This window comes from Mesorhizobium sp. (assembly GCF_004962925.1).
In the GTDB taxonomy this organism is placed as follows: domain Bacteria; phylum Pseudomonadota; class Alphaproteobacteria; order Rhizobiales; family Rhizobiaceae; genus Mesorhizobium.
Map to the genome: position 1 here is coordinate 1 of NZ_SUEO01000315.1, position 5119 is coordinate 5119.

A 5119-nucleotide genomic window follows, 5' to 3' on the forward strand; every position below is an offset into this window, starting at 1 on the left:
CGCTTGATATCCATCAGCGCCGCCGCGAAGCCTTTCTGGCGATCGCCGCGGCGGAACCCGAGCGCTGCATTGTCGTCGACGCGTCCGCCGACCCCGACACGGTGGAGAATGTCGTCACCGCCGCCGTGTTCGCGGCGCTGGAGACGATGACGCCGGCGCACAGGAAGCAGGCATCGCCAGGATGATTTTCGAACGGATCGCACCAGAACAGCACGACACGCTGGCCGGCGTACCGGAGCCGTCCGAGACGCCGCGCCTGGTCGGGCATGGCCACGCGGCGAGCATGCTCGCGTCAGCCTATCGCTCCGGGAAGCTGCCGCATGCCCTGATCTTTGTCGGACCGGTCGGCATCGGCAAGGCGACGCTCGCCTTTCACCTGGCGCATCATCTGCTGAAGCATCCCGCATTCGAACAGGCGCCGGACGTTCTCGCCGTTCCTGATCCGGCGTCGTCGCTGTTTCGCCAGATAGCCACCGGCGCACATCCTTCGGTGCTGCATCTGACCCGCCCGCCGAACGACAAGACGAAAAGCTTCAAGACGGTCGTGACCGTCGACGAGATCCGCAAGGTCAGCCGCTTCCTGTCGCTGACCTCGCATGACGGCAGCTACCGGGTGGTGATCGTCGATCCGGCCGACGACATGAATGTCAATGCGGCCAATGCCTTATTGAAGAACCTTGAAGAACCACCGGCACGAACACTGTTCATCCTCATCGTCCATGCACCGGGCAGCCTGCTGCCGACGATCCGGTCGCGCTGCCAGATGGTGCGGCTGACACCGCTCGATGCCGAGAGCCTGATGGCGGTGTTGGAGAACGTCGAACCACCGCCGCCGGACGATCCCGGGGCGCGCGCGGCATTGGCGAAGCGGGCAGGGGGCAGCGCGCGCACCGCAATCCTGTTGACGCAGTATGGCGGGCTGGAAATCGCCGAGACGCTCGATGCCCTGGCGACCGCGAGGAAGAGCGATGTTGCCGGCGCCTATCGCCTCGCGGAGGCGGTCGCCGGTCGCGACCAGGCGATCCAGTTCGATATCTTCAATCGCCGTGCGCTCGACCTGCTCTCGACCGGCGCAAGCCAAGCCGCGCTGGCGGGAGATCTGGCGCGGGCGAAAACGCTGTCGGATACTTGGCACGAGGCTTCGAACGCGATATCTGAGACCGACACCTACAATCTCGACAAGAAGCAGCACGCCTTGACCATGATCGACCGCCTGAATTCTGCAATGCGAATGTGACGGCCCATCGGGATGGCAATCGCCGTTTCGATGCGATATCTCACCGCTACATCTTTCATTCAGACATTCATGACGGTTAATTCATGTCACGCGACACATTCTACATTACCACGGCGATTTCCTATCCCAATGGCAAGCCGCATATAGGCCATGCCTACGAGCTGATTGCCACCGACGCACTCGCCCGCTTTCAGCGGCTCGACGGCAAGCAAGTCTTCTTCCTCACCGGCACCGACGAGCACGGCATCAAGATGCTGCAGACGGCTAGGCGGGAGGGCATTCCCGCGCGTGAACTGGCCGACCGCAACGCGGCCGATTTCCAGCGTATGGCGGTCGCGCTCAATGCCTCCAACGATGATTTCATCCGCACGACCGAAGAACGTCACTATGCGGCCTCGCAGGCGATCTGGAAGGCGATGGCTGCCAATGGCGACATCTACAAGGGCGGCTATGCCGGCTGGTATTCGGTGCGGGACGAAGCCTACTACGGTGAGGAGGAGACCGAAATCCGCGCTGACAATGTCCGCTACGGACCGCAGGGAACTCCGGTCGAATGGGTCGAGGAAGAGAGCTATTTCTTCCGTCTGTCGGCCTATCAGGACAAGCTCATCACGCTCTACGAAAGCCAACCCGATTTCATCGGCCCGGCCGAGCGGCGCAACGAAGTGATGAGCTTCGTCAAATCAGGATTGAAGGATCTGTCGATCTCGCGCACCACCTTCGACTGGGGCGTGCCGGTGCCGGGTGACGACAAGCATGTGATGTATGTCTGGGTCGACGCTCTGACAAATTACATCACCGGTGTCGGCTATCCCAATGAAAATGCTGACAATTGGCGTTTCTGGCCTGCCGATGCACACATCATCGGCAAGGACATCGTGCGCTTCCACGCCGTCTATTGGCCGGCCTTCCTGATGTCGGCCGGAATCCCTTTGCCGAAGCGCGTCTTCGGTCACGGCTTCCTGTTCAACCGCGGCGAAAAGATGTCGAAATCGGTTGGCAACGTCATCGACCCGTTCGCGATGGTCGAGCATTATGGTCTCGACCAGGTGCGCTATTTCTTCCTGCGCGAGGTGCCGTTCGGCCAAGACGGCAGCTATAGCCACGAGGCCATCGTCAACCGGACCAATGCCGACCTCGCCAATGGCCTTGGCAATCTGGCGCAGCGCTCGCTGTCGATGATCGCCAAGAACTGCGGCGGCGTAGTGCCCAAGCGCAGCGATCTCGCGGAGGCCGACAGGGCGATCCTCGACCAAGCGGTGGAGGCGCTTGCTACTGCACGCAAGGCGATGGCGGAGCAGGGCATCCATCTAGCGCTTGCGGCGATCTTCGGCGTGGTGGCGGAGGCCGATCGCTACTTCGCCTCGCAGGAACCCTGGGCGCTCAGAAAGACCGATCCGGCGCGCATGGAAACGGTGCTGTGGACGACCGCCGAAATCATCCGACGCGTGGCGCTGCTGTGCCAGCCCTTCATTCCGGGATCGGCCGCAAAGCTGCTCGACCTGCTGGCTGTGCCGGCGAACAGCCGCGATTTCGTGCATGTCCACGCAGACTATGCGCTGGTGTCAGGGGTTGCTTTGCCCGCGCCGGAAGGCGTGTTTCCGCGTTACGTCGAACAGCCGAATGCGAGCGCCTGATGCTGGTCGACAGTCACTGCCATCTCGACTTTCCGGATTTCGCAGAGGAGCGGGCGGCCATCGTCGCCCGCGCTTCAGCCGCTGGAATTGGTCGCATGGTGACGATTTCGACGCGTGTGAAGCGGTTCCAACAAATACTTGAGATCGCTGAATCTTTCGACGAAGTCTATTGCTCGGTCGGCACCCATCCACACAATGCCGCTGAAGAGCTGGACGTGACTGTCGAAGAGCTTGTCCGGTTGTCCGCTCACCCCAAAGTGGTGGCGATCGGCGAGGCCGGGCTCGACTATTTCTATGATCATGCGCCGCGCGATGCCCAGGCGCAGGGGTTGCGCATCCATATCGCCGCTGCGCGTGAAACGGGCCTGCCTCTGGTCATCCATTCGCGCGATGCCGATGACGACATGGCTGATATCCTCCAGGATGAAACAGGGAAGGGCGCCTTCCCTTTCATCCTGCACTGTTTTTCGTCCGGGCGCAGGCTGGCCGAAGTCGGCGTGGCGCTTGGCGGCTACGTTTCCTTTTCCGGCATTCTGACCTTCAAGAATTCGGCCGAGCTGCGCGCCATTGCCGCCGATGTGCCACATGCCCGCCTGCTGGTCGAAACCGACGCACCATATCTCGCGCCGATACCGTTTCGCGGCAAGCGCAACGAGCCTGCCTATGTCGCGCATACAGCCAAGGTGCTGGCCGAAACGATCGGCGTCGGCGAGGCCGAGATCGCTGCCGTCACCACGGACAATTTCTTCCGGCTGTTCAAGAAGATGCCGCGCCCGAGCGCGCCTGACGCATGAGCGACCGGCTGCGCCTCACCATCCTCGGCTGCGGCTCATCGCCGGGCACGCCGCGCATCACCGGCGACTGGGGCAATTGCGATCCGGCCAATCCGAAGAACCGGCGTATGCGCACCGCAGCGCTCGTCGAGCGGATTGCGGCAAACGGCGACAGGACCACAGTCGTCATCGACACCGGGCCGGATTTCCGCGAGCAGATGCTGCTGGCATCGGTCAGGCACATCGATGCAGTGGTCTATACGCATCCGCATGCCGACCATATCCACGGCATCGACGATTTGCGCGGCTTCGTGCTCGAGCAGCGTCATCTCATCGATATCCACGCCGACCAGCCCACCATGCTGCGGTTACGGGAAGCGTTCGGCTATTGTTTCGAAACACCGCTGGGCAGTTCCTATCCGCCCATCGTCGAGCCCCATATCATCGACCATGTCAGGCCGTTGGTGATCGAAGGTGATGGGGGTGCCCTCACCCTCGAGCCGCTACCGCAGATCCATGGCGACATCATATCGCTTGGTTTTCGCATCGGCGGGCTCGCCTATTGCCCCGATATCAGTGATTTCCCCAACGCCACGGCCGAACGGCTGCGCGGTCTGGACATGCTGGTCATCGACGCGCTGCAATACAGGACGCATCCGAGCCATCTGTCGCTCGGCCAGGCACTCGGCTGGATCGAAAAACTGGCGCCGAAAAGGGCAGTGCTGACGCATATGCATGTGCCGCTCGACTACGCCACCGTGATGGCCGAGACGCCTGATAACGTCCAACCGGCCTATGACGGCATGACGATAGAAATCCCTTTTGAATCAGCGCAATAGGCTCGGTTCTTCATGGCTGACAGCATTGATCGTGTGACCAACGCAGCGGCCGATGCCGGTCTAGGCATCGAGATCAGGCGCATGGGCGCCTCGACACGCACAGCCGAGGAAGCCGCCGCGCAATGCGGCTGCACGGTTGCACAGATCGTCAAATCATTGATTTTCCAGGGAGAAGCCAGTGGCAGACTTTTCTCTTCCTGGTTTCCGGCGCCAACCAGCTTGATCTCGCCAAGGCTGCCGCGCTGACTGGCGAGCCGCTGAAGCGCGCCGACCCGCGGCAGATCCGCGACGAGACGGGATTTGCCATTGGCGGCGTCGCGCCGATCGGCCATCTGATTGCGATCCCGGCGTTTGCCGACGAAACGCTGCTAGGTTTCGATCGCGTCTGGGCAGCGGCCGGCGCGCATGACGCAGTGTTCGCAGCCGAGCCTCACGCAATGGTCAAGGCAGCGCAGGCTGTCGTAGCTAAGCTGGCAGCGTCGGCTGCAGAGGAATAGGTCAAGTCTTTGACTATTCTATGGAATTTGGCCTGATCCTGATACCGTTCAGTTCCATAATCTATCTTATGCGACTTTCTGATGTAGCAGCTAAGTTAAAATGTCCGGATCTGGCAAAGTAGGAATGTCGCTCCTG

Annotated in this window: 5 protein-coding genes and 1 pseudogene; all 6 read left to right on the forward strand. The window is 61.5% G+C overall.

Annotation, left to right across the window (positions count from 1 at the left end; genetic code table 11):
- Positions 1-185 (forward strand): annotated as a pseudogene (locus E5W87_RS33665) (thymidylate kinase); the annotation flags it as partial.
- Entirely contained in the window at positions 182-1237 is a 1056-nt protein-coding gene (locus E5W87_RS33670; protein WP_292407739.1) for a DNA polymerase III subunit delta', read from the forward strand. The pseudogene E5W87_RS33665 and the gene E5W87_RS33670, both read left to right, overlap by 4 nt.
- An 83-nt stretch (positions 1238-1320) precedes the next feature.
- Entirely contained in the window at positions 1321-2874 is a 1554-nt protein-coding gene (metG, locus tag E5W87_RS33675; RefSeq protein WP_292407743.1) for a methionine--tRNA ligase, read from the forward strand.
- Positions 2874-3668: a TatD family hydrolase gene (locus E5W87_RS33680; protein ID WP_292407746.1), complete on the forward strand. Its 795-nt coding sequence runs from the start codon at positions 2874-2876 to the stop codon at positions 3666-3668. The genes metG and E5W87_RS33680 overlap by 1 nt, the downstream gene beginning before the upstream one ends.
- Positions 3665-4486: an MBL fold metallo-hydrolase gene (locus E5W87_RS33685; RefSeq protein WP_292407749.1), complete on the forward strand. Its 822-nt coding sequence runs from the start codon at positions 3665-3667 to the stop codon at positions 4484-4486. Before E5W87_RS33680 ends, E5W87_RS33685 begins: the two co-directional genes overlap by 4 nt.
- Before the next feature lie 122 nt (positions 4487-4608).
- The gene (locus E5W87_RS33690; protein ID WP_367118905.1) at positions 4609-4983 is read left to right on the forward strand and encodes a YbaK/EbsC family protein; all 375 of its coding nucleotides are present in this window, start codon (positions 4609-4611) and stop codon (positions 4981-4983) included.
- Positions 4984-5119 lie beyond the last annotated feature (136 nt).